We start from the raw sequence: 26,065 nt of genomic DNA on the forward strand, positions 1-26,065 counted from the left end.
GGTGGGTCCACCGGGGAAGCGCGACGAGGGCTGGTTCACCAGCCTCTACGCCGCCGAGTACGCACACATCGTGAGGTACGGCCTGCGCCGATTAGCGGACGCCGACGCGTCGGCGGAACTCGCTCAGGAGGTCTTCGTCGTCGCGTGGCGTCGTCGCGGCGAGGTGCCGGACCGCAGTCTGCCCTGGCTGTACGGGGTGGCCCGGCGCCTGCTGGCCAACCAGTGGCGGTCCCGACGCGCAGCCCCGGACCTCCTGCCGATCGCCCACGCCGATCTGACGCGGGTGGCCGATCCGTCCGGCGCCGACCGGACCCTGGGGGTAGCCGACGTGCGGGCCGCGCTGGCCACCCTCAACGAGATGGATCAGGAGATCCTGCGGCTCGTCGGTTGGGAGGAGTTGACGGTGGCCGAGGCGGCCCAGGTCCTCGGCTGCACCCGTGCGACCGCGGCGGTGCGCCTGCACCGCGCCCGCCGTCGTCTCACCGAAGCGATGTCGGACCAGCCGGCCCGCTTACGACGCCCGCTGCTGGTCGCTACCCGAAAGGATCTGTGATGGACGGAGCCGAACGAATCCGTACCCTTCTCGGCCCTGCCGACCCGGCCCGCACCATCGCCGTCGCGCCGCCGCCGGTTTCGGCGCGCGACCTGATCGAGCGTGCCGCCGCAACCGACCATGCGACCGGACGCCGTCGCGTACACCCGACGCGCCGGCTGGTCCTGACGGCCGGGACGGTCGCGGTCGCGGCCGGTGCCGTGGCCGTCCTCCGACCGTTCGACGAACGAACGCCGGACGATCCGGGCGGACCCGGCGATCCCGGCGGACCCGGCGGACCCGGCGGACCCGTGGGGACGCTGTTGGTGCCGGTCGCGTACCAGTTCGACGCCGACCCACCGGCGGCCGGCCCGCAGCTACGCACGCTGGCCACCAAGATCAAGGACACGGGGTACGACCACCGCACCGGGCGCTACATGTACCACCACACGAAGGGGTGGGGCGATCCGGTGATGAGCTCCGCCGACGATCGTTACCACGTGGCCTTTGCCGGTGAGTCGAAGGTCTGGCAGGCCGCCGACGGGACCGGCAGCCAGAGCAACACGCAGATGGAGCCGCAGTACCCGGATCAGGAGTCCCGCGACTACTGGCAGCGCAAGCTCGCGGGTCCCGAGGTGGCTGACAGTGCCGCCATGATCCCGTTGCCACCCATGGAGCTCACGCCGCCGCCGGCCGACCCGTCGCGGTTGCGCGAGCTGTTGAAGGTCGAGTACGGCGCGGGGGCGGCGAGCAAGGAGGTCAACACGCTCTACGCGAGGTACGTCGTACCGCGTGCGACCCGAGCGCAGATCCTGTGGGTCCTCGCCGACGTGCCCGGCTTCCGCTGGCGGGGACGGGTGACCGACCGGGCCGGCCGGGCCGGTGTCGCGGTCACCGTCGACGAGCGCGAGCACGACCAGCAGTCTTTGCTGATCTTCGACCCGAAGACGGGTGAACTGCTCGCCCACGAGTTGCTGACGTTGACGCCAGTGCGGATCAGCGCGTACCAACTGATCCTCGACACGGCCTGGACCGACCGGATCGGCTGACCGCCGACGTCGGGGCCGCTCCCTCGGGAGCGGCCCCGACGTGTGTCCCCGACACGGCGGACGTGGACGAGCCGAGCTTCCGTCTTACGTGAGGGACACCGTGCTGACGGTGCCGCCGCTGGCGGTTACCCGTACCTCGGTGGCGGTGGACGGCAGCAGCGCCGCGTTCCGGCCGGCGTCCTGCCACTGGCCGGCGTCGCTCCGATAACTAAGCGCCGACCCCTCGGCGGCGACGAGGATGCCCTGGTCGTCCGGCAGGCGCAGCCGGACCGGCAACGGCGCCTTCCAGTCGGCGAACGCGCTGGCCACGGCGTGGAGGGGAGCATTACCGCGTGCGAGCAGCGCAACGACGCGGACGGGGTCGCTGTCGTACTGGATGCTCTGCAGAAGTAACCGTCGGCCGTCGGCTGTCGCCCCGTAGACGTACAGCTCGGGGGAGTGCCCCTGGTCGTGAAAGCCGGCAACGTCGATCCATGCGGCGAGCGCTTCGGGCCCGGCGGCGATCTCGTAAGCGGACCCGCCGCCCTCGTACCGGGGGTCGCTGGGGTCGCCGCCCCACGCCTGATCGGCGCCGGGCAGGGTGCGTCTGATTCGCTGTACGTCCCGGCGAGCGCCGCCGTTGGAGAAGAGGACGTCTGCGGCGCCGAGGATCTGCACCGTGTTCACGTCGCTCACGGGCGTGAAGGAGAGGGCAACGGTGACCTTCGTCCTCTGCGGGGGAATCCGCAGGATCGCCGCGCCTTCCTCGAACGTCACCGGCTGGTAGGTGCGGATGGTCTTGCCGTCCGGCGCGTACCGCAGCTCGGGCGAGAACTCCATCGGCTGCCCGCTGTCGAGGACGAGGAGCACGTCGCGCTCCGCCCCGAGAAGTACGGCCTGCGGACTGCGCTGCCGTGCGTCGTCGGTGAGAGATTCGATAGCCCTGACCTGTGGACCATCGGCGGTGGGCTCGACGAACCCTACCCATCCGATGTGGTTGTTCCCCGTGCCTTCGATCGAACGGGTCGCGCCGGCGTAAGCGACGTAGGCAGCGGGGCCGGCAGGCGTTCTTCCCGCCCACACGACGTGTGGGTCACCAGGCATCTGCGTATCGCCCGCGCGATCCAGATGCCGCCGCCATGCCGCACGGACCTGACGCAGGTACGCGTCGTCACCGGCCAGGTCACCCTTGGTCGGATCGTCGAACAACGGCGAGGCCGCCGAGGTAGTGTCGCGTCCGACCGGGACCGTGAGCACGCCGCCCAGGGGGATCGCCACAATGGCCGCGCAGGCCGCAGTCAGCACGACCTGGAAGCGCCGCACTCGCCGACGGCCGCCACGGCGCACATCTTCCAACAGGTCGGGTCGACCACTGAGGTGGCTGGTCGCTCGGTGCAGGGCCTCTCGCACGTCGTTGTCACTCGGGTTCACCGCGAACTCTCCCTGTCGATGGTGGACATGACGAGACCTGGTGCGGCAAGAGCCGTCCGCAGATGAGCCAGTCCGCGCGAGGCGTGGCTCTTCACCGTTCCCTCGGAACAGCCCAGAGCGGCGGCAACATCGGCGGTGGGAAGATCTTCCAGGTAACGGAGCACGACGGCCGCGCGTTGCCGAGCCGGCAGGTCGCGCAGTGCCGCGACGACCGCCCGGCGAAGCGCGACATCGTCCGCGTGGTCCCCTGTGACGGCGTCGTGGTCGTCCAGGGCCTGCTCGGGCCGCCGCCTTCGCCCACGCCACCGGTTGATCGATCGGTTGACCAGCGCACGGCGTGCGTAAGCCTCCGGACTGGTCTGCACGCGACGCCAGCGCACGTACACCTGCTCCAGAACCTCCTGCAGCAGATCCTCGGCGGCATGCCGATCGCCCGTCAGCAGGTAGGCGACCCGCAACAGCGCGCCCGACCGTGTACGGACGAACTCGTCGAACTCCGCGCCCCGCGAATCTCGCATCTGACCTCCGGTCTCGTCACTGAGCAAGACACCGCGACGCGTCCGCCGGTTTACCGGTCTGCGCTCCAGTTCCCGTACGAGAGGCGTCGACCCTGCTGGCGGCACCGGTGACCTCGACCCGCGCTTAGCAGATCAACTCTCTCGCCGGGCGTTGTCCACAGCGCGCCAAGTTATCCACAGGCGGCCTGCTCGGGGTGGGGTGCGGGGCCGATCGCGAGCAGGGTCGGCGGTGCACCCCGATCCCGACCGCTGGAGGCCGCGATGGCACCCCGTACCTCCGTCCCGCCGATCCGACGGCTCCCGCTGGTCGTCACGGCCGACGGCGACCTGCTCGACGACCTGCTCCGGCTCGCCGCCGCCGGCGGCACCGAGGTGGAGCTCGCCGCCGACCCGGCCGCGGCCCGCACCCGCTGGGGTCCCGCGCCGCTGGTGCTGCTCGGCGCCGACCAGGCGCAGGCGTGCCTGCGCGCCCGACTGCCGAAGCGGCCCCGGCTGGTGCTGGTCGGCCGGTCCGGTCAACTCGACCCCGGTTGGCACATCGCCGAGCTGATCGGCGCCGAGCACGTCGCCGCGCTGCCCGCCGCCGAGCCCTGGCTGCTGGACCGCCTGGCCGAGCAGGGCCCCGACCAGCCGGCCGGCCCGGGCGCCCGGGTCGTCGCGTTGTTCGGCGGCCGGGGCGGCGCCGGCGCGAGCGTGCTCGCGGGCGGGCTCGCCGTGACCGCGGCGCGGTCCCGGCTGCGCACCCTGCTCATCGACGCCGACCCGCTCGGTGGTGGCCTCGACCTCGTGCTGGGCTGGGAGCAGTTGGAAGGGCTGCGCTGGCCGTCGCTCACCGACGCGGACGGGCGGGTGGACGCGCCCGCGCTGGTCCACGCGCTGCCGAGCCGGGGCGACCTGGTGGTGCTCTCCTGGGATCGCGGGGAGATGCTGGCACTGCCCGCCGCCGCGATGGCCGCGACTGTCGACGCCGCCCACCGTGGCCGGGACTTCGTCGTGATCGACCTTCCCCGACAGTTGGACGACGCCGCAGTGGTCGCGTTGCAGGCAGCCGACCAGGCGTTCGTCGTCGTGCCGGCGGAGCTGCGCGCCACCGCGGCCGCCGCCCGGGTGGTGGCCACGGCCGCCCCACACTGCGCCGCGCTCTCGGTGGTGGTGCGCGGGCCTGCCCCGGGCCGCCTGCGTGCCACCGAGGTGGCACGGGCACTCGGGCTTCCTCTCGCGGGCACGCTGCGCCCCGAGCCCGGGCTCTGCCGGGGCCTCGAACGCGGCGAGGCGCCGGCGGCGGCCGGCAAGGGCCCGCTCGCCACGCTCTGCCGGCGCATCGTCGCGGACCTCACCGGCGTCCCCGCCACGGGTGCGGCATGAGCGGCCGACCGGAGGAGGGCACCTTCGCGGCCCGGGTGCGGCAGCGGATCGCCGCCGCCACCGACCCGGTCACCCCGGCGGCGATCGTGTCCGCCGTACGCGCCGAGCCCACCGCCGCGGTGCTTGGCGACACCGCCGTCCTGCGGATCGCCGACCGTGTGCACGACGACCTCGTCGGCGCCGGGCCGCTAGCCCCGCTGCTGGCCGATCCGGAGGTGACCGACGTCCTGGTCAACGGTGTCCGTGTCTGGGTCGACCGGGGGTCGGGCCTGCACCAGGTCGCGGTCCCGGTGGGCTCGGTCGAGGACGTCCGCCGGCTGGCGCAGCGACTGATCGCCAGCGCCGGTCGCCGGCTCGACGACGGCTCCCCGTATGCGGATGCCCGGCTCCCCGACGGCACCCGGCTGCACGCCGTGCTGCCGCCGGTGGCGACCGAGGGCCCCTACCTGTCCCTGCGGACGTTCCGGCACCGCCCGTTCAGCCTCGACGAACTGGTGCGCCAGGGAACGGTGCCCCGACCGGTGGCACCCCTGCTCGCCGCCGTTGTCGCGGCCCGGCTGGCGTACCTGGTCACCGGCGGCACGGGCTCCGGCAAGACCACCCTGCTCAACACGTTGCTCGGGTTGGTGCCCGCGACCGAGCGGATCGTCCTGGTGGAGGACGCGGCCGAGTTGCAACCGGGGCACCCGCACGTGGTCGGGCTCCAGGCGCGTACCGCCAACGTCGAGGGGACAGGCGTCGTCACCCTCGGCGACCTGGTCCGGCAGGCGTTGCGGATGCGCCCGGACCGGCTGGTGGTTGGGGAGTGCCGGGGCGCGGAGGTGGTCGACCTGCTGGCCGCGCTGAACACCGGCCACGACGGTGGCGCCGGCACGCTGCACGCCAACACCCCGTCCGACGTGCCGGCCCGGCTGGAGGCTCTCGGCATGCTGGGCGGGCTGCCCCGCGCCGCGCTGCACGCCCAGGTGGTCGCCGCGCTCCAGGTGCTGCTCCAGGTACGCCGAGGGGACCGGGGTCGAGTCCTGGAGTCGATCTGCCTGCTGCTCCCCGACGGGCCGGAGCGGTTGGCCACGGTGGTGCCCGCCTGGATACGTGGACGTGGGTTGGGGCTGGCCGCGCGTACCTTCGGCACGCTCCTGCGAGACCGGGGCGTGGCGGTGCCCCCGATCCTGAGCGAGCCGTGGCCCGGATCGGCGGGTCCGTCATGACCGGCGCAACGGCGCTGGTGGTGGGGCTGCTGCTGGCCACCGCAGCCCTGGTGGCCTGGCCCGCCCGGACCGTCCGTGCACGCCGCCGCCGGGTGCTCGCGCCGGGCCGTGGTGCCGCCGGCGCTGATCCGGACGACGCCCTGGTGCAATGGATCAGGGACCTCGCTCGCGGACCGGGCGGACCGACCGATGAGTTCGGCGACGCGCCCGCGTCGGCCCACGCGGGCGCCCTCTCGCACCCGTCGGGAGCGTCCGCGCCCAGCGCCGGGCGGGCAGTTGTCGCCTGGTCCACTCGGGACGTCGACGGCAGCCCGAGCCGCCCGAGGGCCACCGGCGGCCCGGGGGGATCCACGCGACCGGCCGGCCCGGCACGTCCGCCGATCCGTCGGGATCCTCGCCGTCCGGCCGCCACTGCCCGGCCGGAGACGGAGACCCTGGAGGCCGTCGAGCATCCGGACGCCAGGCTGGTCAACCGTACGGACCACCGCCTGGTCGACGCGGCAGATCACTGCCTGGTCGACGCGGCAGATCACTGCCTGGTCGACGCGGCAGATCACCGCCGGGTCGACGCGGCAGACGACCGCCTCGTCGACCCGGCGGACCAGCGCCTCGTCGACCGCGCGGGTCAGAGCGGCGGCGGGTCGTACGCGGTGCACGCGGTACGCGTGCGTCGGTCGCCAAGGCGGGTGCTACTGCTGGTTGGCCTGGTAGGAGCAGGTGTCGGTGCCGTGTCCGCCGGGCCGGTGGCCGCGGTCGCGGCGAGCGGCTACGGCACGCTGGCCACGCGTGCCCTGCTCCGCTGGAGGGCGAACCGGCACGCCGAGCTGGTTCGGCGGCGCGGCCTGGACCTGCTCTGCGGTCTGGCAGCCGACCTCCGGGCGGGCCTGCCCGTCCCGCCGAGCCTGGAGATCGCGACCGTCGAGGGGTCGGGCGGAGCGGACCGGCTTCGCGAGCTGACCTCGGCCGCCGTGCGGCTGGCGGACCGGACCGGCGCACCCCTGGCCGAGCTGATCGAGCGGATCGAGGCGGACGCCCGTGCGACCGACCGGGGTCTGGCCGCCGCAGCGGCACAGGCGGCGGGTGCCCGTGCCACGGCCTGGTTGCTGGCGGCCCTGCCGGTCGGCGGGATCGGGCTCGGCTACGGGATCGGGGTCGATCCCTTGGCGGTGCTCCTGCACAGCACTGTCGGTGGGGTCTGCGGGGTCCTCGCCATCGCCCTGCAGATTGTCGGCCTGTTCTGGGCCGAGCGGTTGGGCGCGGCGTCGGGGCGGGCCGCCTGATGTCCCCGGTGCTGCTCGTGGCCGCCGGCCTGGTGGCCGCCGCACTCCTCGTGGTGTCGCTTCGGCTGCGCCAGCGCGGCCCTGCTCGCCAACCCCGGCCGGTCGTTCACGACGGCGCTGTGGGTCATGGCGGCCGGCTGCGTCTGGGTGGCTCGCTCGGCCGGCGCGGCTCGCCGGAGCGGACCAGCTACCGGACCAGCTCGGGTGGCGGCGGTGCGGGGAGGCGGCGGCGACCGGATGCGATCCGGATCGCGGCAGGGATGGCCGGGCTCGCCGTGGCGGTGGTCGTCGGGGGCTGGCTCGGGCTGCTCGGTGCGGTGCCGACCGCAGTCCTGTTGGACGTGCTGCTGCGGCGGATCGAGACTCCCGCGGCCCGCGGCCGGCGACTCCGGGAAGCTGCCGACCTGCCGCTCGCCGCCGACCTGCTGGCGGCGGCGATGCGGGCGGGTGCGCCGGTGGACCGCTCGGTCCTCGCCGTGGCCGAGGCGCTGGACGGTCCACTCGCCAGCCGACTGGCCCGGGTCGGCCGCACCCTGCTCCTCGGCGGTGGCCCGGCCGAGGCGTGGTCGGCTTTGGACGGGGTGCCGGGAGCGGAGCGGATGGCAGCCGCGGCGTTCCGCTCGGCCAACAGTGGCGCCGCGCTGGCCGGTGCGCTGACCCGTCTCGCCGACGACCTGCGGGCCGACCGGGCCACCGCCGCCGAGGCGTCGGCCCGCCGGGCCGGCGTGCTCATCGTGCTGCCGCTGGGGCTGTGCTTCCTGCCCGCGTTCATTCTCGCCGGCCTGGTGCCGGTGATCGTCGCCGTCCTCGGCGACGTGCTCTGACCCATCGAGAAAGGAAAGACGCATGCGCAAACTCATCGCCCGACTCCGCGGCGACGACGGGATGAACACCGCCGAGTACGCCGTCGGCACGCTCGCTGCGGTGGCCTTCGCCGGGATCCTGTTGAAGGTGCTGACCTCCGGCAATGTCCAGTCGGCGCTGACCGCGGTCATCGACCGGGCGCTCAAGTGATCGGGCGCCGGCAGGTCGGCCGTGTTCGGAAGACGGGTACCTCCGAGCGAGCGCGCGACGGCAGCTGGTGGGCCCGCCTCGCCGGTGGCGACCGGGGGTCCTTCACCGCCGAGCTGGCGGCCGGCCTGCCGGCGCTCCTCCTGCTCCTGCTCGCCGGTCTGACCGCGGTCAACGCCGTCAGCACCCAGGCGGGTTGCCTGCACACGGCCCGGGAGGCGGCGTTGGCGGCGGCCCGGGGTGACAGCGGCGCGGACGGGGAGCGCGCCGCCCCACCGGGGGCAGAGGTGGCGGTGTCGGTCGACGGCGACCGGGTGCAGGCGACGGTCCGAGCGCCCGTCCGTGCGCTGGGTGCCCGGCTACCGCGGATCACAGTGGTCGCCACCGCCGTCGCCGCCGTGGAACCAGGCGCCAGCGAGGGGAGTTGGTGATGCGGCATCCGCACGCTTGGTGGGGTGGGCGCGGCCCGAACACCGAGCGACACGCTGCCGAGGGACACGGTGCCGAGGGACACGGTGCCGAAGGACTGGACGACTGTCGACCGGACGCGCAGCGAGGTGGCGCGACCCTGCTGCTGCTCGCGTTGGGCCTGGTCTTCGTGCTGGTCGGGACATTCGGTGCCGCCGTCGCCGCAGCGGGGATGGCGGCTCAGCGGGCGGCGGTGGCCGCCGATCTCGGTGCGCTGGCCGGCGCCGCACGGGCGCTCGACGGGGACTCGGTGGCATGCGCGTCCGCTGCGGACATCGCCCAACGTAATGCTGGGCGGCTGGTCGACTGTCTCCTCGACGGGCTGGACGTGCTGGTGACAGTCGAGGTGGCGTTCACACCGCTTCCGGGCCTGACCCGGGTCGCCGCGTCGACTGCCCGCGCCGGCCCGGTGCGCGGCTGAGCCGACGGCCCACGCTCGGCTGAACAATGGCGCCGGGCTGGTCGGACCGCAGCCGGCTGGCCGGGACAGGGCCGCGTGCCCTGTCCCGGCCAGCGGCCGAGAAGGTGTGAGCCGGGGTGCGTCAGCGAGCCGGAGTGCGTCAGCGGGCCTGGAGCGCGTCGAGGGCGACGGCCATCGCGATGACGAGACGACGGTCGATCTGCGGGTTGTGCACCTCGACGACGTACTTGTCGCGCAGGCCCCACTTCTTCACCACGGAGAAGACCGGCTGGCCGCCTGCGGTGAAGTCGAAGTGGTACGGGAGCCAGGACAGCGAGTCGACGAACCGGCGCAGCAGCGCCACCGGGAGGCTGCGCTCCTGGCCCGTCACCTGCGGCAGGCCGGCCTGCTCGACGTGCCAGGTGGAGCGCAGCAGGGACTGGGCGAAGTCCTTGCGGAACAGGCCGATCGCGTTGCCGGCCGCGTCGGTGACGTCGTACGTGGCGCCGAGGTCGATGCGCTGGCGGGCCTTGAAGCCGAGCAGGGGCTGCTGCTTGGAGTCGTCGGTGTAGATCGTCACCTGCTCCTTGAAGGCGAGCCGCTTCTGCTGCGCGAACGCCAGCAGCTCACCCTCGGTGCCGTCCGGCGCGACCGCCCGAACCTCGTACTGGTTGACCATCATCCGCAGCCGCTGGCGGATGTGGAACTGCTGCAGGGTCTGCAAGTTGTCGAGCTGCATGTGTTCTCCTCAGGGGGAATGGTGCGCCGGAGTCTTACACAGCCGGGCAACCGCTGCCGGCCCGTGCCCCGGCGCTCCCACCCCGACCGGTCCGCCCCGCAGGACCGGTCCCGGCGGAGGTCAGCGGCCGTCCACGGTCACGCGTAACGACCACGTGTTGAGCACCTGGTGGATGCTGCGCAGCCGCTCGTTGATCTGCTCCAGCCGTTCCGCCTGAGCCAGGGCGGCCAGCGCGGCCCCGAGTGCGATCTGCTGGTCGAGGGTGAGTTGGTCCTGGTCGATGGTGTAGAGCAGGTCGACGGTCTCGGCGATCGTGTCGGCCACGGCTTCTCCTCGGGCGCGGGGGCGAACAACAAAACAAGCATCGATGGAAGCGCTCCCATGCCATTGTGCCCAGTGCCACCTGGATTCATGCAAGCTGCCTCAGGCGGGCAGATTCTCCAGCACCACGTCGAGCACCCGGATCGCGTCCGGCTTGGAGAGCGGGTTGTTGCCGTTTCCGCACTTCGGCGACTGCACGCAGGACGGGCAGCCGGTCTCGCAGCCGCACTCCGCTATCGCGTCCCGGGTGGCGCGCAGCCACGCCGACGCCGTCCCGTACGCCCGCTCGGCGAAGCCGGCGCCGCCCGGGTGCCCGTCGTAGACGAAGACCGTGGGCGCCTCGGTGTCCGGGTGCACTGCGGTGGAGAGCCCGCCGATGTCCCACCTGTCGCACGTCGCCATCAGCGGAAGCAGGCCGATCGCGGCGTGTTCGGCGGCGTGCAGGGCACCCGGCACGTCGGCCTGCTGGACCCCGGCGGAGGCAAGCGATCGGGGTGACAGCGTGAACCAGACCGCCACCGTACGCAGCTCCCGGGTGGGCAGGTCGAGCGGCCGGGTGTCGATCACCTCGCCGGTGGCGATCCGGCGGCGCTGGTACGACACGACCTGGCTGGTCACGTCCACCTCGCCGAGGAACATGCCGACCGGCCCGGCGTCCACGTAGGAGCGCACCGACACCACTGACAGGTCGGTGACGTCCCGGGCGTGGGTGGACCAGTCCGGCTCCTCGGCGTGCACAAGCGCGCAGCCGTCGGCCAGATCGAGGTCGTCGACCACGTACGAGACGCCCTGGTGCAGGTAGACCGCGCCGGGATGGAGCAGGAAGTGCGACGAGCCACCGTCGACAGTGCCGAGGAGGCGACCGGTCGATGACTCCACCACGGCGACCGGGGCGCCGCCCTCGCCGCGCAGGTCCACCTCCGGGCGCTCGCGGTGCCGCCAGTACCAGCCGGTGGGCCGCTGCCGCAGCGCCCCGGCCTCGACCAACTGGTCGATGGCCTCCTTCGACCCGTCGCCGAAGAGCGCCAGGTCGGCGGAGGTGAGCGGCGCCTCGACGGCCGCGCAGGCGAGCTGCGGCGCCAGCACGTACGGGTTGGCCGGGTCGAGCACCGTCGCCTCGACCGGCGCACCGAAGATCGCCTCCGGGTGGTGTATCAGGTAGGTGTCCAGCGGGTCGTCCCGCGCCACCAGCACGGCGAGGGCCTCCTGGCCGGACCGCCCCGCGCGGCCCGCCTGCTGCCACAGTGACGCCCGGGTTCCCGGATAGCCGCAGATCAGCACCGCGTCCAGACCGACCAGGTCCACGCCCAGCTCAAGCGCGTTGGTGGAGGCCAGGCCGAGCAGGTCACCGTGCAGCAGCGCCCGTTCCAGCTCGCGCCGCTCCTCGCGCAGGTAGCCGCCCCGGTAGGCGGCGACCCGACCGCCGAGGCCCGGGACCGCGTCGTCAAGCGCCCGGCGCGCGTTGGCCGCCACCACCTCGGCGCCCTTGCGGGACCTGACGAACGCGAGCGTGCGTACCCCCTCGGCGACCGTGTCGGCGAGCAGGTCCGCGGTCTCCCGCAGCGCGGACCTGCGGACCTGGACGAGGTCGGTCGCGGCGTCGTGGTCGCCGGCCGGCTGCGCGGGCACCGCGGGGGAGGCCGAGTCGGGTGGGAGCAGCGGCGGCTCCCAGAGCGCGAAGGTCACCCCGCCGCGCGGTGAGGCGTCCTCGGTGACAGCCGTCACCGGCAGGCCGGTCAGTCGCCCGGCCGCTGTCGCCGGGTCGCCGGAGGTCGCCGAGGCGAGCACGAACACCGGGGTGGCGCCGAAGCGGGCGCACTGCCGGCGCAGTCGTCGCAGCACGTGCGCCACGTGCGAGCCGAACACGCCCCGGTAGGTGTGGCACTCGTCGATCACCACGTACGCCAGCCGGCGCAGGAAACCGGACCACTGGGCGTGGCCGGGCAGGATGCCGTGGTGCAGCATGTCCGGGTTGGTCAGCACGAAACGGGAGTGCCGGCGGATCCACTCCCGTTCGGCGCGCGGCGTGTCCCCGTCGTAGCAGGCGGGGCGTACCCCTTCCAGGTCCAGGCCGGCGACGGCCCGTAGCTGGTCGGCGGCGAGGGCCTTGGTCGGCGCCAGGTAGAGCACTGTGGCCCGGGGGTCGGCGAGCAGGGTGGCCAGCGCCGGGAGCTGGTACGCGAGCGACTTGCCGGACGCGGTGCCGGTGGCGACGATCACGTGGCCGCCGTCGTACGCCAGGGTGGCCGCCTCGGCCTGGTGCTGCCAGGGTGCGACCACGCCGCGGCGGGCGAACGCCTCCCGCAGCTCCGGCGGCGCCCACGCCGGCCAGGGGGCGGGCACCCCGACGCGGGCCGGCACCCGCTCGACGTGGGTGACCGGGTCGCCGGCACCCCGGGCGCGCAGCCGGCGCAGCAGGTCGACAGGCGTTGGTCCAGTGTCGTGACCTGCGGATACGGTGGGCGCGGCGGACGACTCCTGGTCGCGGCGCGGCGTAGGGCGCGACGAGATGAAGTCGTTGGAGGTCACGTCCTGCACTCTCGCACTGGTGTTCGGAGATGAAAAGCCGGGCCGGGGGGTAAGGGGAAGCCTCCGCCGGTGACCGCAGGGTGTCCCGGCGGTAGTGGTTAGATGCCCAGGAGAGTTTACGGCTCTGGCGAGGAGGACCGATGGAGCTGTCGCTGGCGACGCGCACCGTGGGCGAGCACACGGTGCTCGAGGTCGGCGGTGAGGTGGACGTCTACACCGCGCCCCGGCTCCGTGAACGACTCCTCGAGTTGATCGACGGTGGCGCCCGACACGTGGTCGTTGACCTCGGGCGGGTGGACTTCCTCGACTCCACCGGGCTGGGCGTGCTGGTGGGCGCGCACAAGCGGCTGCGGACGGCCGGCGGCTCGTTCGCCCTGGTCTGTGACAAGGAGCCGCTGCTCAAGATCTTCCGGATCACGGCGTTGGACCAGGTGTTCCCGCTGCACCCCACGGTCGAGGCGGCGGTCGGTGCGGGTCCGACCGGCGCCAACGCGTGATGGCGACGGTCCGGCTCTCCTTCTCCCCGGCGCCGGTGCACGTGCGTACCGCCCGACTGGTCGGCGTCGCCGTCGCCCGGCGTGCCGGTGTGCGCGAGGACCTGCTGGACGAGGTGCGCCTGGCCATCGGTGAGGCGTGCACCCGGGCGGTGGCCCTGCACCGGCAGTACGGCCTGGCCGACCCGGTGCTCGTGGAGATGTCCGACGGCGGCGCGTACGCGGTGCGGGTGGTGGACCGTGCGCCGATCGAGGCCGGCATCGGGCTGGCGGCGTTGCCGCCGGACGAGTTGGCAAACGAGTCGCTGACCGACGAGGCGCTTACCACGGGCGTCGGGTTCGCCCTGCTCGCGGGCTTCGTCGAGGACCTTCAGGTGCGTCCGGTCGACGAGGGCATCGGCACCGAGGTGCGGATGGTGTGGCCGGTCGGCCGCTGACCCGTTCCGGTAAGTCAGGCCGCATCCCCGCCGGGGGTGCGGCCTTGTCGTCATGGATCGGGCCCTATATCAGATTTCGTTTCATAACACAGCGACGAAGATCATCGAGACACGGTGCCACCTCGATGTGACCTCGAACACTGTGGAGGGCTACAGTACCCGGGTTGTCAGCAAGTGATCCAACCCGCAGCCAGCGGGTATGGGTGGTCATCGCTGGTCCGCTGGGGTGGGTTGGCGCGCGCTTGCGAGTCCGCATCCAGGCGTCGACAGGTGCGTCTCCACCGTCGACGCGAGTGTTCGGTAACAGGAGGACACAGATGTCCGAGACCTTGGCCGCCGATGGCGGCGGGCTTTCCCTTACCGGAAGCAATGTCACGTACGTCGTCATCGCCGCGGTCATCGCGCTGGTGGCGCTCGTCTTCGCGGCCGCGCTGACGAAGACGGTGCTGGCAGCCGGCAAGGGCACCACCAATATGCAGGAGATCTCGGGGGCGGTCCAGGAGGGCGCCTCGGCCTACCTGCTCCGCCAGTTCCGCACCTTGGCGATCTTCGTCGTCGTCGCCGTGGTGCTGCTCTTCCTGCTGCCGGTGCACGACACCGACGGCAGCGTGATGGCCGTGAAGATCGGCCGCTCGCTCTTCTTCATCGTGGGCGCCGTGTTCAGCGCGTCCATCGGCGGCGCCGGCATGTGGCTGGCGACCCGCGCCAACCTGCGCGTGGCAGCCGCAGCCCGGGAGCGACAGGGTGGCCGCGAGGCGGCCATGAAGATCGCCTTCCGGACCGGCGGCGTGGTCGGCTTCCTCACCGTCGGCCTCGGCCTCTTCGGCGCCGCGCTCGTCGTCCTGGTCTACCGGGGTGACGCGCCCACGGTGCTGGAGGGCTTCGGCTTCGGCGCCGCGCTGCTGGCGATGTTCATGCGTGTCGGTGGCGGCATCTTCACCAAGGCCGCCGACGTCGGCGCCGACCTGGTCGGCAAGGTCGAACAGGGCATCCCCGAGGACGACCCGCGCAACGCCGCCACCATCGCCGACAACGTGGGCGACAACGTCGGTGACTGCGCCGGCATGGCCGCCGACCTGTTCGAGTCGTACGCGGTGACGCTCGTCGCCGCGCTGATCCTCGGCCGGGCCGCCTTCGGCGAGGACGGCCTGGTCTTCCCGCTGATCATCTCCACCGTCGGTGTGCTCGTCGCCATCGTCGGCGTCTTCATCACCCGGCTGCGCACGTCCGACCGCAGCGGCCTGACCGCCATCAACAGGGCCTTCTACCTCTCCGCCGTGCTCTCCGCGGTGCTGGTGGCGATCGCCGCGTACGCGTACCTGCCGGCGACCTTCGCCGAGCTGGAGGGCGGGCTCGACGTCACCGACCGCAACCCGCGACTGGTGGCCATCGGCGCGGTGGTGATCGGCATCGTGCTGGCCGCGGCGATCCAGGCGCTGACCGGCTACTTCACCGAGACCAACCGCCGGCCCGTGCAGGACATCGGCAAGAGCTCGCAGACCGGCGCCGCCACGGTGATCCTCGCCGGCATCAGCATCGGACTGGAGTCGGCGGTCTACTCGGCGCTGCTGATCGGCGCCGGAGTCTTCGGGGCGTTCCTGCTCGGCGGCAGCTCCATCACGCTGTCGCTGTTCGCGGTGGCACTGGCCGGCACCGGCCTGCTCACCACTGTCGGCGTCATCGTCGCCATGGACACCTTCGGCCCCATCTCGGACAACGCCCAGGGCATCGCCGAGATGTCCGGCGACATCGACGAGCACGGCGCGCGGACGCTCACCGAGCTGGACGCGGTCGGCAACACCACCAAGGCCATCACCAAGGGCATCGCGATCGCCACCGCCGTGTTGGCGGCGACCGCGCTGTTCGGCTCGTACACGGACACCCTGCGCACCGCGTACGCGGACGCCGGTGTGGGCGACGTCGGGACCGAGATCCTCAACTCGCTGAACGTGGCCAACCCACGCAACCTGGTCGGCCTGATCATCGGTGCGGCTGTCGTCTTCCTCTTCTCCGGGCTGGCCATCAACGCGGTGTCCCGCTCGGCCGGCGCCGTGGTGATGGAGGTTCGCCGGCAGTTCCGTGAGCTGCCCGGCATCATGGACCGCACCCAGCGCCCGGAGTACGGCAAGGTCGTCGACATCTGCACCCGGGACGCGCAGCGCGAGCTGATGACTCCCGGCCTGCTCGCCATCCTGGCGCCGATCGCTGTCGGCTTCGGCCTCGGGCCCGGCGCGCTGGCGGCGTACCTCGCCGGTGCGATCGGCGCCGGCACCCTGATGGCTGTCTTCCTGGCCAACTCCGGTGGCGCGTGGGACAACGCCAAGAAGCTTGTCGAGGACGGCGCGTACGGCGGCAAGGGCTCCGAGGCGCACGCCGCCACGGTCATCGGCGACACCGTCGGTGACCCGTTCAAGGACACCGCCGGCCCGGCGATCAACCCGCTGATCAAGGTGATGAACCTGGTCTCGCTGCTGATCGCGCCCGCCGTCGTGGCGTACAGCGTCGGTGACGACCGCAACGTCGCGCTGCGGGTGGGCATCGCGCTGGTCGCGACGCTGATCATCGTTGCGTCGGTGGTCTTCAGCAAGCGCAAGGGCATCGCGATGGACGACTCCGACGCCGGTGGCAACACCGGCGCGGGTAGCGCCGACCACCGGCCGGAGACGGTCAACGCCTGAGCGACACCGGCACCGGGGTCCCCGCTCGACGTACCCGTCGGACGGGGACCCCGGCCATCCGGACCGGTGCCACGCCTGCCCCAAGGCCGTACGCTGCAACGCATGCGTACGTGCCGGGCGTCTGCCGCCGGAAAGCTCACGGTGGTCCTGGCCACGCTCGTCGTCGTCCTCGCCGGCTGCGGTGGTGGCCCCAGCCCGCGGGCCTGGGCGGCGTCGGTCTGCGGAGCGCTCACGCCGTGGCGCTCCGAGATCAGCAAGTTGACCAGCAGCACCGATCAGCAGATGACGGCGCAGACCACTCCGGCGCAGGCCAAGGAGAACCTGGTGCGGCTCTTCGGTGGCGCGGAGCAGGCCAGCGAGACCGCGCGCCGCAAGGTCGAGCAGGCAGGCATCCCGGAGACCGACAACGGCGAGGCCATCTCCGCCGGGTTCCGCGGCTCGCTGAGCAAGATGCGGGACGCCTACGGCCGGGCCCGGGACACCATCGAGGGGTTGGGCACCGGCGAGCCGGCCGCCTTCTACGACGGCGTGCGGGCCGCCGTCGAGACGCTGAACAAGGAGTACGACGCCAGCGCGCTGGACACCAGCAAGCTCAACTCCGAGGAGTTGAAACAGGCTTTCGACGAGGTGCCGGAGTGTCACTGAACGGGTTCGGTGACTCTTCGGCGGCGCAGCCGCTGGAGGCGCTGTTCCCCGCACCCGAGCCCGATCCGCCGGACACCGGCGCGGCGACGTCGGGTGCCAACCGGCGACGCGTCGGCCCGACCCGATCGGACCCGGGTCGTCCCGGGCCGCCGCACACCGACGACGCCGGGCGCCAACTGGTCTTCTTCGGCGCGGATGCCGCCGAACCGGCGGTCGCCGACCTGGCCGGGCTGTTGGCCGGCCCGGGTGAGGTGGTCCGGATGGGCGGCACCGCCCGTCTCGCGGTGCGGGTGGACGCCGCCTGGCGGGTGCACGTGCTCGTCGCCGAACTGGCGCTGCGTGGGCTGGCCGCGAGCTGGGAGCCGACCGAGGACGAGCGACACACGGTTCGTACGTCGTACACCCGTCTGTTGAAGCCGCTCGCGGTCGCCTGGCTGCACGGCCCGGCGAAGCGCCCGCCGGCCGTCTTCCACCTGACCGGCCGGCGGCTGCGGCTCTGGCTCGCCGCCGCCGGGACGCCGGAGCCGCCCGGCGGCTTCCTGCTGCGGCTCGGCGAGGGCGACCGGGAGTCGTGGGACGCGATCGGCGCGGCCCTCGCCGCGGCCGGCCTGGCCGGCACGTTGCTCGGCCCCGACGAGGGTGGCCCGGCGTACCGGATCACCGGCCGGCGCCGGTTGGCGCGGCTCGCCGAACTGGTCGGCGGACCGCCGGCGACGGCGCCAACGGACGCCTGGCCCACCGAGGGCTGAACCGGCCAATTCCCCCAAGCCGGGAGGGGTGGGCGGCTGTCCGGTGCCGGACAACGGGCGGGCCGATCGAGAGGAAACGGCCGGGTCGATGGTCCGCCATCGTCACAGTGACCCGCTTCGAGCCCTACTCACGGTGTACGGTGGCGCCGTCCGGCAGTGCCGAGCACGGCGGGCGGAGTTGACCGCCGCGTCGCAGCGGATTGCCGCCCGCGAAACCCGAAACGCGGACGGCGCGTTACGTTGGACATCCGGACCGCCGGTGCCGCGGCGGGGTCGAGAGCGGTCGCTGTTCCCGGCGCCGGCAGGCCACGAGCAGGAGTGAGGTCGACAGAGACGTGCCGAGCAAAGCTGGAACCACCCGTCTGGTCATCGTCGAGTCACCGGCGAAGGCCAAGACGATCTCGGGCTACCTCGGCCCGGGGTACGTCGTGGAGGCCAGCTTCGGTCACGTCCGCGACCTGCCGCGCAACGCCGCCGACGTGCCGGCGAAGTACAAGGGCGAGTCCTGGGCCCGGCTCGGGGTGGACGTGGACAACGGGTTCCACGCGCTCTACGTCGTCTCCGCCGACCGTCGGCAGCAGATCAGCAAGCTGGTGAAGCTGTCCAAGGAGGTCGACGAGATCTTCCTGGCCACGGATGAGGACCGCGAGGGCGAGGCCATCGCCTGGCACCTGGTGGAGACGCTCAAGCCCAAGGTGCCGGTCAAGCGGATGGTCTTCCACGAGATCACCAAGCCGGCGATCCAGGCGGCGGTGGCCAATCCTCGGGAGATCGACAGGGACCTGGTCGACGCCCAGGAGGCCCGGCGGATCCTCGACCGCCTCTACGGCTACGAGGTCTCCCCGGTGCTGTGGAAGAAGGTCATGCCGAAGCTCTCGGCCGGCCGGGTGCAGTCCGTGGCGACCCGGATCGTGGTCGAGCGGGAGCGGCAGCGGATGGCCTTCCGCACCGCCGAGTACTGGGACATCCTGGCCACCCTCGCCGTGGCGAACGCCGGTGAGGGGCCCCGCAACTTCAACGCCACCCTTGTCGCGTTGAACGGCGACCGGATCGCCACCGGCAAGGACTTCGAGCCGACCACGGGTCGGGTCCGGGCCGGCGCGGGCGTCGTGCACCTGGACGAGGGCGGCGCCCGAGGGCTCGCGGCCCGCCTGGAGGGCCGGCCGTTCACAGTCACCCGCGTCGAGGAGAAGCCCTACCGCCGTCGCCCGTACGCGCCGTTCATCACCTCGACCCTCCAGCAGGAGGCGGCCCGCAAGCTGCGCCTGTCCTCGCAGCAGACGATGCGCACCGCGCAGCGGCTCTACGAGAACGGCTACATCACCTATATGCGTACCGACTCGGTGAACCTGTCGGAGACCGCCATCTCGGCGGCCCGCCGGCAGATCGTCGAGCTGTACGGCGAGCGCAGCGTTCCTCCGGAGCCGCGCCGCTACACCGGCAAGGTGAAGAACGCGCAGGAGGCGCACGAGGCGATCCGCCCGGCGGGTGACAACTTCCGCACCCCGGGCGAGGTGGCCAAGGAGCTGTCCGCCGAGGAGTTCAAGCTCTACGAGCTGATCTGGCGGCGGACCATCGCCTCGCAGATGACCGACGCGGTCGGCTCCAGCGTGTCGGTGCGCATCCGCGCGGTCTCCACCTCGCAGGAGGAGGCCGACTTCGGCGCGACCGGCAAGACGATCACCGACCCGGGCTTCCTGCGGGCGTACGTCGAGTCCAGCGACGACGAGAACGCCGAGGCGGAGGACGCCGAGCGCCGGCTGCCCACCCTCGTCAAGGACCAGCCGCTGACCGCCGACGAGCTGGCCGCGCAGGGGCACCACACCCAGCCGCCGTCGCGCTACACCGAGGCGTCGCTGGTCAAGGCCCTGGAAGAGCTGGGCATCGGCCGCCCGTCCACCTACGCGTCGATCATGCAGACGATCCAGGACCGGGGGTACGTCACCAAGCGCGGCCAGGCGATGATCCCGACGTTCCTGGCGTTCGCGGTGATCGGGCTGATGGAGCTGCACTACCCACGCCTGATCGACTACGACTTCACCGCCACCATGGAGAACGAGCTGGACGAGATCGCCGGCGGTGACCACGCCGCCGTCGACTTCCTCACGGCGTTCTACTTCGGCAGCTCCAACGGTGCCGGTGACCAGGACATCGCCCGCTCCGGTGGGTTGAAGAAACTGGTCACCGAGAACCTCAGCGCGATCGACGCGCGCAGCGTCAACTCCATCCCGCTGTTCACCGACGACGACGGCCGCGAGGTCGTCGTCCGGGTCGGCAGGTACGGACCGTACCTCCAGCGTGAGCTGCCCGGAGGCGAGCAGCCGACTCCGGCAGCCGAGGGCGAGGAGAGCGGCCCCCAGGGCGACCGGGCGCCGATCCCCGAGGGCCTCGCCCCGGACGAGCTGACCCCGGAGAAGGTGCACGAGCTGTTCCTCGGCGGCAGCGGCGAGCGCAAGCTCGGCGACGACCCCGCCACCGGCGAGCCGATCGTGCTGAAGTCCGGCCGTTTCGGCCCGTACGTGTCAAGTGGCGAGCGGAAGTCCTCGCTGCTGCGCTCGCAGACACCTGACTCGCTCTCCCTGGAGGAGGCGCTGCGGCTGCTCAGCCTGCCCCGGCTGGTGGGCGTCGCACCCGACGGCGTCGAGGTGTTCGCCAACAACGGTCGCTACGGTCCGTACGTGAAGCAGGGCGAGGAGTTCCGCTCGCTGGAGTCCGAAGAGCAGATGTTCACTGTCACCCTGGATGAGGCGTTGGCCCTGCTGGCCGCCCCGAAGACCCGGGGCCGGCGGGCCGCCGCGCCGCCACTGCGGGAGATGGGCGTCGACCCGCTTACCGAGAAGCCGCTGGTGATCAAGGACGGGCGTTTCGGCCCGTACGTCACCGACGGCGAGTTCAACGCGTCCCTGCGGCGCGGGCAGACCCCGGAGGCGTTGAGCATCGAGGAAGCCTCGGAGATGTTGGCCGATAAGCGTGCCAAGGGCCCGGCGCCGCGTAAGAAGGCGGCGGCGAAGAAGGCGCCCGCCAAGAAGGCCACGGCCACGAAGAAGGCCACTGCCACCAAGAAGACTGCCGCCGCCAGCAAGTCCACGGCCGCGAGGAAGACCACCACCGCCAAGGCGACGGCGGCCAGGAAGGCGGCCCCGGCGAAGAAGGCGGCCCCGAAGAAGGCCATCGCCACTCCTGCCGAGGAGTGACAGCAGGCAGGCCGCCCCTAATGGGCTAAATGTCCAATTCGGTGGCGGTGCTCTGGTGTGGACTGCCTAATGTGAGGGGATGTTCGCATCCCCTGTCCCGCGCCGCCGGGTACTCGTCGGTGCTGCGGCGGGCGCGTTGCTGCTCGCCGTGGCCACGGTCGGCATCAGGACGATGGACGCGGACAGCCTCTCGCCAGCCGGTGCCACCGCGTCGCACGCTACCCCGCAGACCGTCGCAACCGGGTCGTCCACCGAGCCGACCCGGGATCCCGCCAACCGGCGGACCGTGCGACTCGTCGCCGCGGGTGACGTCCTGATCCATCCGGCCGTGACAGGCCAGGCGCGTCGGGACAGTGCCCGTGCCGGCGGCATGGACTTCGCCCCGATGTTCGCCGGGGTCGCCCCGGCGGTCCGCGGCGCCGACCTGGCGCTGTGCCACCTCGAGACGCCACTGGCCGATCCCGCCGGCCCGTTCGCCGGCTATCCGTCGTTCAACGCGCCCCCGCAGGTGCTCGACGGGCTGCGCGCTACCGGATTCGACGGCTGCTCGACCGCCTCCAACCACACCCTCGACCAGGGCGCCGACGGGGTGGCCCGGACAATCCGGGCACTCGACGCCGCCGGGCTCGGGCACACCGGCAGCGCCCGCAGCGCCGCCGAAGCGGCCAGGCCCCGGATCTACCAGGTCGGCGACGTCCGCGTCGCCCACCTGGCGTACAGCCTGAACTTCAACGGGCTGAGCCGCCCCCCGGGCAAGCCGTGGCTGGCCAACCTGATCGATCCGCCCAAGATCCTCGCCGCCGCCCACAAGGCGCGCGCCGCCGGCGCCGACATCGTCGTGCTCAGCCTGCACTGGGGTACGGAGTATCAGCACCTGCCGGACGCCGACCAGCGGGCCTGGGCCCGGCAGTTGATCTCGTCGCCCGACGTGGACCTCATCCTGGGCCATCACGCCCACGCGGTGCAGCCGTTCCAGCGCTTCGGCGACAAGTGGGTGGTCTTCGGCATGGGCAACGAACTGGCCCGGCACGAGGAGCCGATCGACGACAACCGCGAGGGTGTGATGGCCCGGGCGACCTTCACCGAGACCACCCCGGGGCGCTGGACGGTGACCCGGATGGAGGCGCTGCCGACCTGGACCGACCTGGCACCGGCTCTCCGGCTGGTTGACCTGACGGCAGCGCTTGCCGACCCGGGCACCCCGCCAGGTCTGCGGGGCGACTACCGGGCGGCGTACCAGCGGGTGCTCGGCTACGTCCGGGCCCTGGGCGCCGGCGCGGACCAGGTGGTGGCGTCGGGCGGTTGAGCGCCGCGGCGGACGCGGTCGCGACGCCGGTCTGCGGATTCTCAGACCCCGAGGACGTGGGTCAGGTGAGGGTTGGTGAAGACCCGGTTCGGGTCCAGCCGGTCGCGGACCGCCTGGAAGTCGGCGAAGCGGGGGTACGCCGTCGCGAGTGACGCGGCGTCGCGGTAGTGCAGCTTGCCCCAGTGCGGACGACCGCCCAGCTCGGCGGCCACCTTCTCGAAGGCCTGGAAGTACGGCTCGTACGGCATGCCGACGTACTGGTGCACGGCCACGTACGCGTTGTCCCGGCCGTAGCCGTGCGACAGCCAGATGTCGTCGGCGGCGGTGAAGCGCACCTCGACCGGGAACAGGACCTTGAACGGCAGCCCGTCCACGATCCGTCGCAGCGCGGTGAGCGCCTCGGGCAGCGCCTCCCGGGGCAGGCCGTACTCCATCTCCACGAAGCGGACCCGGCGCGGGGTGCAGAACACCCGGTCGGAGCGGCCGGTGTACTGCCGTTCGGTGAGCGCGCGGGCGGAGACGGCGCTGATGCCGGGAGCCAGCGCCGGCACGGCCCGGCCGAGGCGGCAGGCGCCGGCGAAGACGGTGTTGGACAGGAAGTCGTCGTCCAGCCAGCCGCGCCAGCGGGGCAGTGGCCTGTCGTTGGCGGGCACCCGGTCGTTGGCCTTGACCTGGACCCGGGACGTGTACGGGAACCAGTAGAACTCGACGTGGTCGTGCCGGCCGATGAGCGCGGGCAGTTCGCCGAGCACGTCGGCCAGTTCGGCGGGCCGTTCGTGGGCACGGAGGACGAAGGCGTCCACGCAGCGCAGGGTCACCTCGACCAGGACGCCGAGCGCGCCGAGCGAGACCCGGGCGGCGGCGAAGACGTCGGGGTGGTCGTCGGCGGAGCAGCGCAGCACCTCGCCGGTGCCGGTGACCAGGGTGAGGGCCTCGACGAAGGTGGACAGGCAGCCGTAGCCGGCGCCGGTGCCGTGGGTGCCGGTGGAGATCGCGCCGGCGACGGTCTGCGCGTCGATGTCACCGAGGTTGGGCAGTGCGAGGCCGTGCCGGGCGAGCAGCCCGTTGAGCGTGTGCAGGGTCATCCCCGCCGGTACGGTGACGAGTCGACGCGCGACGTCGACGCTGACGCCGGTGTCCAGCTCGGACAGCTCCATCCGCCGGTCGTCGGCCAGGGCGACAGCGGTGAAGGAGTGGCCGCTGCCGGCGACGCGGATCCGGCCTCCGGCGGCGGCGGCCACCCGGACGGCTTCGGCGACGTCACTCGGCGAGCCGGGGCGCAGGATCGCGCTGGCGCTGCCACGCTGGTTGCCGGCCCAGTTGGACCAACGGGCGGTGAGCGGTGCGGTGCCGACCATGCGCGCTCCTCGTTCATGAATATGAACTGACTTCATATCAGGAACGTTGTACCTGGTAAATACCGCAATTGCGATCCGCTCGTTGTACCGGTAGTCACGGACTCGTGACGTGGAGATATGTTCATCCGTCGAAGGGGGGTGGCGCCGAGTGTCCACACCAGCCGCCACGACCGGGCCGCTGCGCCGCGTACCGGTGCAGGGTCGAAGTGTCGCGCGGGTACAGCGCATGTTGGATGCCTGCGCCGAACTCGTCGACGAGGTGGGGTACGAGGGTCTGACCACGACCCTGCTCGCCGAGCGGGCCGAAGTGGCGATCGGGTCGGTCTATCAGTTCTTCCCGGACAAGCGGGCGATCGTGCAGGCGTTGACCCTGCGCACGATGGAGTCCTACCTGCAGCGGCTCGACGAGCGCTTCGCCTCCGACGAGATGACCCACTGGTGGGACGGCGTCGACGCGGGCATCGACGAGTACATCACGATGCACCGCACCGTCCCCGGCTTCCGTACCCTGCACTTCGGCGACGTGGTCGACCTGCACCTGCTCGACGAGCAGCGGGACAACAACGGCGTGATCGCCGACCAGTTGGCGCGGGTGCTCGTCGAGCGCTTCGGGCTCACCGACGTACCGAAGCTGCGCTTCGTCCTGGAGATCGCGGTGGAGGCCGCCGACGCGTTGATCAAGCTCGCGTTCCGGCGGAAGTCCGACGGCGACGAGCGGGTGCTGCTCGAGGCGAAGGCGCTGATCCGGGAGTACCTGCACCGCCAGGTCGACGGGCGCGACAGCGACCACTCCGCCGCCGAGCAGCAGGCCGAGGCCGTCCAGCACGCCTGAGTCGGCGCGCGGGGCGGCCCGTCAGAGGAACGCGTGGCCCTCGCCCCGGTAGGTGGGCACTGTCGCCACGATCGCGTCCCCCTCGACCAGGTGCAGCTCGTTGACCCGTTCGCACAGCTCACCGGCCTTGGCGTGTCGGAACCACACCCGGTCGCCGACGCGCAGGGTGGCCGCCGCCGCGCCGGAGAGCGGGGTCTGCACCTCACCGGCGCCCTCGGTGCCGACGAGCTTCAGGCCGGCCGGCAGCCACGGTCGAGGCAGCCGGCTGTCGGCGGCCTGGCCGGAGGCGATCCAACCGCCGCCGAGCACAGTCGCCAGCTCCGGCGTCGGCCGGCGGACCACCGAGCAGGCGAAGAACGCCGCCGGGGTGGGGCGCCAGGCGCGGTACGCGTCGAACAACGTCGGCCCGTACAGGCCCGATCCCGCGGTGACCTCGGTGACCGCGGGATCGGCGCTTGTCGCGGCCACGCTGCCGGTGCCGCCGCCGTTGACGAACTCCAGGTCGGCGTGTTCGCGTACCGCCGCCACCGCCGCGCCCCGGCGGGCCAGCAACTCGCGGTACGACCCGCGCTGGGCCAGCCGGATCGCGCCGGCCAGCAGCGTCCGCCCCGGCGGCGCGTCGCCCAGGCCGGCGATCTGCGCCTCGTACGACATGAGCCCGACCAGCCGGAAGCCGGCGCGGCCGGCGACGGCGGCGGCGAGCGCGCCGGCCGCCCGGGCGCTGTGCACAGGCGAGCGGCGGACGCCGACGTGCACCCCGCGCAGTGGTCGCCAGGAGGCGTCCAGGTCCAGACAGAGCCGCAGCTCGGCGCGCTGCCCCGGGGCTCGGACGGCGTCGATGAAGTCCAGTTGCCCGGTGCCGTCGATCATCAGGGTGATGGCGGCGGCGAGCGTCGGGTCGGCGGCCAGTTCGGTGAGCGCGGCCCGGTCGGCGCTCGGGTACGCGACGAGCACGTCGTCGCTCAGGCCGGCCCGGACCAGCCAGATCGCCTCGGGGACCGTGAACGCCATCACGCCCTGCCAGCCGGGTCGGGCGAGCGCCCGGCCGATCAGCTCCCGGCTGCGCACCGACTTGCTGGCCAGCCGGACCGGTTTGCCGGCGGCGCGGTCGGCCAGGGCCGCCGAGTTGGCGTCGAAGGCGGTGAGATCCACCACCGCGTACGGGGGGTCGAGATGGGCGGTCGCCCGGTCCAGGCGGTCGCGCAGTTTGTCGCTTTCGATGGCCACGTGTGCACGCTAACTGTCCGACGGGAAATGCGAAACACCCTCGCGTACGTCCCGGGCTGCGGCCGGCACCTCCGGCGGCCTAGGCTCAGCGAGCAGGAGAATGTCGCCGGTGGGGCGGCCCCCACCGGGTCTAGAGTGTTGCACCGGGGGTGCCCAGCGATGGGCCGGCACGTGGAGGTACGGCCATCGAAAGCCAGAACAGCGGCGAGTCGCCCGGCGTGTCGCGCGCGGGTGACCAGTCGGGCAACGCCGCCAACCAGCCCAGCTCCGGTCAGGTCGATCCGTCCGGCTATGCCGCGATCCGCTCGGTTCTGC

Annotated in this window: 24 protein-coding genes; 17 read left to right on the forward strand and 7 right to left on the reverse strand. The window is 72.6% G+C overall.

The features are described 5' to 3' along the window. The first annotated feature begins 1 nt into the window (after nucleotide 1). Nucleotides 2-553 carry an RNA polymerase sigma factor gene (locus OOJ91_RS23235; RefSeq protein WP_266248175.1) on the forward strand — a complete coding sequence of 184 codons (552 nt, stop codon included), beginning with the start codon at nucleotides 2-4 and terminating at the stop codon, nucleotides 551-553. Beyond that, nucleotides 553-1,581, forward strand: a complete 1,029-nt coding sequence (locus OOJ91_RS23240) for a CU044_5270 family protein (protein WP_266248176.1) — start codon at nucleotides 553-555, stop codon at nucleotides 1,579-1,581. Before OOJ91_RS23235 ends, OOJ91_RS23240 begins: the two co-directional genes overlap by 1 nt. A gap of 84 nt (nucleotides 1,582-1,665) precedes the next feature. Here OOJ91_RS23240 and OOJ91_RS23245 read toward each other — a convergent pair whose 3' ends face one another. Next, entirely contained in the window at nucleotides 1,666-2,991 is a 1,326-nt protein-coding gene (locus OOJ91_RS23245) for a hypothetical protein (RefSeq protein WP_266248178.1), read from the reverse strand. After that, on the reverse strand, nucleotides 2,988-3,536 hold the full coding sequence (locus tag OOJ91_RS23250) for a SigE family RNA polymerase sigma factor (protein WP_266248179.1): 549 nt from the start codon (nucleotides 3,534-3,536) through the stop codon (nucleotides 2,988-2,990). The genes OOJ91_RS23245 and OOJ91_RS23250 overlap by 4 nt, the downstream gene beginning before the upstream one ends. Before the next feature lie 234 nt (nucleotides 3,537-3,770). On the opposite strand from OOJ91_RS23250, the gene ssd reads away from it, so the two are divergent. The 7 genes from ssd (at nucleotide 3,771) to OOJ91_RS23285 (ending at nucleotide 9,262) form a co-directional block, all read left to right on the forward strand. Beyond that, nucleotides 3,771-4,874 (forward strand): septum site-determining protein Ssd, encoded by a 1,104-nt coding sequence (ssd, locus tag OOJ91_RS23255; protein WP_266248181.1) that lies wholly within the window; start codon nucleotides 3,771-3,773, stop codon nucleotides 4,872-4,874. After that, nucleotides 4,871-6,082 carry a TadA family conjugal transfer-associated ATPase gene (locus OOJ91_RS23260; RefSeq protein WP_266248183.1) on the forward strand — a complete coding sequence of 404 codons (1,212 nt, stop codon included), beginning with the start codon at nucleotides 4,871-4,873 and terminating at the stop codon, nucleotides 6,080-6,082. The genes ssd and OOJ91_RS23260 overlap by 4 nt, the downstream gene beginning before the upstream one ends. Further along, on the forward strand, nucleotides 6,079-7,362 hold the full coding sequence (locus OOJ91_RS23265) for a type II secretion system F family protein (protein ID WP_266248185.1): 1,284 nt from the start codon (nucleotides 6,079-6,081) through the stop codon (nucleotides 7,360-7,362). Before OOJ91_RS23260 ends, OOJ91_RS23265 begins: the two co-directional genes overlap by 4 nt. A gap of 260 nt (nucleotides 7,363-7,622) precedes the next feature. Further along, nucleotides 7,623-8,186 (forward strand): type II secretion system F family protein, encoded by a 564-nt coding sequence (locus tag OOJ91_RS23270; RefSeq protein WP_266249816.1) that lies wholly within the window; start codon nucleotides 7,623-7,625, stop codon nucleotides 8,184-8,186. Nucleotides 8,187-8,208: 22 nt separating this feature from the next. Then, nucleotides 8,209-8,376 (forward strand): DUF4244 domain-containing protein, encoded by a 168-nt coding sequence (locus tag OOJ91_RS23275; protein WP_234584142.1) that lies wholly within the window; start codon nucleotides 8,209-8,211, stop codon nucleotides 8,374-8,376. A 113-nt stretch (nucleotides 8,377-8,489) separates the two neighbouring features. Further along, nucleotides 8,490-8,804: a TadE family type IV pilus minor pilin gene (locus tag OOJ91_RS23280; RefSeq protein ID WP_266249817.1), complete on the forward strand. Its 315-nt coding sequence runs from the start codon at nucleotides 8,490-8,492 to the stop codon at nucleotides 8,802-8,804. Continuing rightward, a complete protein-coding gene (locus tag OOJ91_RS23285; protein WP_323178554.1) occupies nucleotides 8,804-9,262 on the forward strand; it encodes an Rv3654c family TadE-like protein in 459 nt (152 codons plus the stop codon). The genes OOJ91_RS23280 and OOJ91_RS23285 overlap by 1 nt, the downstream gene beginning before the upstream one ends. A 139-nt stretch (nucleotides 9,263-9,401) precedes the next feature. On the opposite strand, the gene OOJ91_RS23290 is transcribed toward OOJ91_RS23285, so the two are convergent. The 3 genes from OOJ91_RS23290 to OOJ91_RS23300 all read right to left on the reverse strand — a co-directional run bounded on the left by OOJ91_RS23290 (nucleotide 9,402) and on the right by OOJ91_RS23300 (nucleotide 12,830). Then, the gene (locus OOJ91_RS23290; protein ID WP_266248189.1) at nucleotides 9,402-9,980 is read right to left on the reverse strand and encodes a hypothetical protein; all 579 of its coding nucleotides are present in this window, start codon (nucleotides 9,978-9,980) and stop codon (nucleotides 9,402-9,404) included. 120 nt (nucleotides 9,981-10,100) lie between these two features. Further along, on the reverse strand, nucleotides 10,101-10,304 hold the full coding sequence (locus OOJ91_RS23295; RefSeq protein ID WP_007454664.1) for a hypothetical protein: 204 nt from the start codon (nucleotides 10,302-10,304) through the stop codon (nucleotides 10,101-10,103). A gap of 99 nt (nucleotides 10,305-10,403) precedes the next feature. After that, on the reverse strand, nucleotides 10,404-12,830 hold the full coding sequence (locus tag OOJ91_RS23300; protein ID WP_439117097.1) for a DEAD/DEAH box helicase: 2,427 nt from the start codon (nucleotides 12,828-12,830) through the stop codon (nucleotides 10,404-10,406). 140 nt (nucleotides 12,831-12,970) lie between these two features. Here OOJ91_RS23300 and OOJ91_RS23305 point away from each other — a divergent pair, with 140 nt between their 5' ends. The 7 genes from OOJ91_RS23305 (at nucleotide 12,971) to OOJ91_RS23335 (ending at nucleotide 22,333) form a co-directional block, all read left to right on the forward strand. Continuing rightward, nucleotides 12,971-13,327, forward strand: a complete 357-nt coding sequence (locus tag OOJ91_RS23305; protein ID WP_007454668.1) for an STAS domain-containing protein — start codon at nucleotides 12,971-12,973, stop codon at nucleotides 13,325-13,327. Further along, the gene (locus OOJ91_RS23310; RefSeq protein ID WP_266248190.1) at nucleotides 13,324-13,761 is read left to right on the forward strand and encodes an ATP-binding protein; all 438 of its coding nucleotides are present in this window, start codon (nucleotides 13,324-13,326) and stop codon (nucleotides 13,759-13,761) included. The genes OOJ91_RS23305 and OOJ91_RS23310 overlap by 4 nt, the downstream gene beginning before the upstream one ends. Before the next feature lie 317 nt (nucleotides 13,762-14,078). Beyond that, nucleotides 14,079-16,439, forward strand: a complete 2,361-nt coding sequence (locus OOJ91_RS23315) for a sodium-translocating pyrophosphatase (protein ID WP_266248191.1) — start codon at nucleotides 14,079-14,081, stop codon at nucleotides 16,437-16,439. A 102-nt stretch (nucleotides 16,440-16,541) separates the two neighbouring features. Continuing rightward, a complete protein-coding gene (locus OOJ91_RS23320; protein WP_007454674.1) occupies nucleotides 16,542-17,084 on the forward strand; it encodes a hypothetical protein in 543 nt (180 codons plus the stop codon). Then, on the forward strand, nucleotides 17,075-17,833 hold the full coding sequence (locus tag OOJ91_RS23325; protein ID WP_266248192.1) for a hypothetical protein: 759 nt from the start codon (nucleotides 17,075-17,077) through the stop codon (nucleotides 17,831-17,833). Before OOJ91_RS23320 ends, OOJ91_RS23325 begins: the two co-directional genes overlap by 10 nt. A gap of 335 nt (nucleotides 17,834-18,168) precedes the next feature. After that, a complete protein-coding gene (gene topA / locus OOJ91_RS23330) occupies nucleotides 18,169-21,027 on the forward strand; it encodes a type I DNA topoisomerase (protein WP_266248193.1) in 2,859 nt (952 codons plus the stop codon). Between the two features lie 79 nt (nucleotides 21,028-21,106). After that, the gene (locus tag OOJ91_RS23335) at nucleotides 21,107-22,333 is read left to right on the forward strand and encodes a CapA family protein (RefSeq protein ID WP_266248194.1); all 1,227 of its coding nucleotides are present in this window, start codon (nucleotides 21,107-21,109) and stop codon (nucleotides 22,331-22,333) included. Nucleotides 22,334-22,374: 41 nt separating this feature from the next. On the opposite strand, the gene OOJ91_RS23340 is transcribed toward OOJ91_RS23335, so the two are convergent. Beyond that, complete coding sequence (locus OOJ91_RS23340; RefSeq protein WP_266248196.1) at nucleotides 22,375-23,691, reverse strand: D-arabinono-1,4-lactone oxidase; 1,317 nt, start codon at nucleotides 23,689-23,691, stop codon at nucleotides 22,375-22,377. Nucleotides 23,692-23,917: 226 nt separating this feature from the next. On the opposite strand from OOJ91_RS23340, the gene OOJ91_RS23345 reads away from it, so the two are divergent. Continuing rightward, a complete protein-coding gene (locus OOJ91_RS23345; protein WP_266249821.1) occupies nucleotides 23,918-24,523 on the forward strand; it encodes a TetR/AcrR family transcriptional regulator in 606 nt (201 codons plus the stop codon). Between the two features lie 21 nt (nucleotides 24,524-24,544). Here the strand turns inward: OOJ91_RS23345 and OOJ91_RS23350 are convergent, their stop codons facing one another. Continuing rightward, nucleotides 24,545-25,750, reverse strand: a complete 1,206-nt coding sequence (locus OOJ91_RS23350) for an amino acid deaminase/aldolase (RefSeq protein WP_266248197.1) — start codon at nucleotides 25,748-25,750, stop codon at nucleotides 24,545-24,547. Nucleotides 25,751-26,065 lie beyond the last annotated feature (315 nt).

Origin of the sequence: Micromonospora lupini (genome assembly GCF_026342015.1) — a bacterium.
Classification (GTDB): Bacteria; Actinomycetota; Actinomycetes; order Mycobacteriales; family Micromonosporaceae; genus Micromonospora; species Micromonospora lupini_B.

Excerpts from the sequence above, each read along its gene's own strand:
- OOJ91_RS23240 (WP_266248176.1), top strand. The coding sequence starts at position 553 with ATGGACGGAGCCGAACGAATCCGTACCCTTCTCGGCCCTGCCGACCCG.
- ssd (WP_266248181.1), top strand. The coding sequence starts at position 3,771 with ATGGCACCCCGTACCTCCGTCCCGCCGATCCGACGGCTCCCGCTGGTC.
- OOJ91_RS23260 (WP_266248183.1), top strand. The coding sequence starts at position 4,871 with ATGAGCGGCCGACCGGAGGAGGGCACCTTCGCGGCCCGGGTGCGGCAG.
- OOJ91_RS23265 (WP_266248185.1), top strand. The coding sequence starts at position 6,079 with ATGACCGGCGCAACGGCGCTGGTGGTGGGGCTGCTGCTGGCCACCGCA.
- OOJ91_RS23270 (WP_266249816.1), top strand. The coding sequence starts at position 7,623 with ATGGCCGGGCTCGCCGTGGCGGTGGTCGTCGGGGGCTGGCTCGGGCTG.
- OOJ91_RS23275 (WP_234584142.1), top strand. The coding sequence starts at position 8,209 with ATGCGCAAACTCATCGCCCGACTCCGCGGCGACGACGGGATGAACACC.
- OOJ91_RS23285 (WP_323178554.1), top strand. The coding sequence starts at position 8,804 with ATGCGGCATCCGCACGCTTGGTGGGGTGGGCGCGGCCCGAACACCGAG.
- OOJ91_RS23290 (WP_266248189.1), bottom strand. The coding sequence starts at position 9,980 with ATGCAGCTCGACAACTTGCAGACCCTGCAGCAGTTCCACATCCGCCAG.
- OOJ91_RS23305 (WP_007454668.1), top strand. The coding sequence starts at position 12,971 with ATGGAGCTGTCGCTGGCGACGCGCACCGTGGGCGAGCACACGGTGCTC.
- OOJ91_RS23315 (WP_266248191.1), top strand. The coding sequence starts at position 14,079 with ATGTCCGAGACCTTGGCCGCCGATGGCGGCGGGCTTTCCCTTACCGGA.
- OOJ91_RS23320 (WP_007454674.1), top strand. The coding sequence starts at position 16,542 with ATGCGTACGTGCCGGGCGTCTGCCGCCGGAAAGCTCACGGTGGTCCTG.
- OOJ91_RS23335 (WP_266248194.1), top strand. The coding sequence starts at position 21,107 with ATGTTCGCATCCCCTGTCCCGCGCCGCCGGGTACTCGTCGGTGCTGCG.
- OOJ91_RS23340 (WP_266248196.1), bottom strand. The coding sequence starts at position 23,691 with ATGGTCGGCACCGCACCGCTCACCGCCCGTTGGTCCAACTGGGCCGGC.
- OOJ91_RS23345 (WP_266249821.1), top strand. The coding sequence starts at position 23,918 with ATGTTGGATGCCTGCGCCGAACTCGTCGACGAGGTGGGGTACGAGGGT.